1 protein-coding gene is annotated in these 277 nt (G+C 54.2%); it reads left to right on the forward strand.

Going from position 1 to position 277, the window contains the following annotated elements; genetic code table 11:
- A partial coding sequence (locus ACSV5T_RS09810) for a PhoH family protein (protein WP_438320986.1) occupies window positions 1-277 on the forward strand: 277 nt, incomplete at both ends.

A 277-nucleotide genomic window follows, 5' to 3' on the forward strand; every position in this document is an offset into this window, starting at 1 on the left:
GCCGCTACGTTCGTGCCATTGAAAAACGCGATCTTGTCTTCGGAATCGGGCCGGCCGGGACCGGAAAGACCTATCTGGCCGTCGTTTTGGCAGCACGGGCATTGAAAGAAGGACAAGTCAAACGCATTATTTTGACGCGTCCAGCCGTCGAAGCAGGGGAAAACTTGGGTTTCTTGCCAGGCGACTTGAAAGAGAAGGTCGATCCATACTTACGTCCGCTCTATGACGCCTTGTTTGACGTCTATGGCGTCGAGCAGACGAATCGGTTGCTCGAACG

Source organism: Veillonella sp. ZSJB6 (genome assembly GCF_051549505.1).
Taxonomy (GTDB): domain Bacteria; phylum Bacillota; class Negativicutes; order Veillonellales; family Veillonellaceae; genus Veillonella.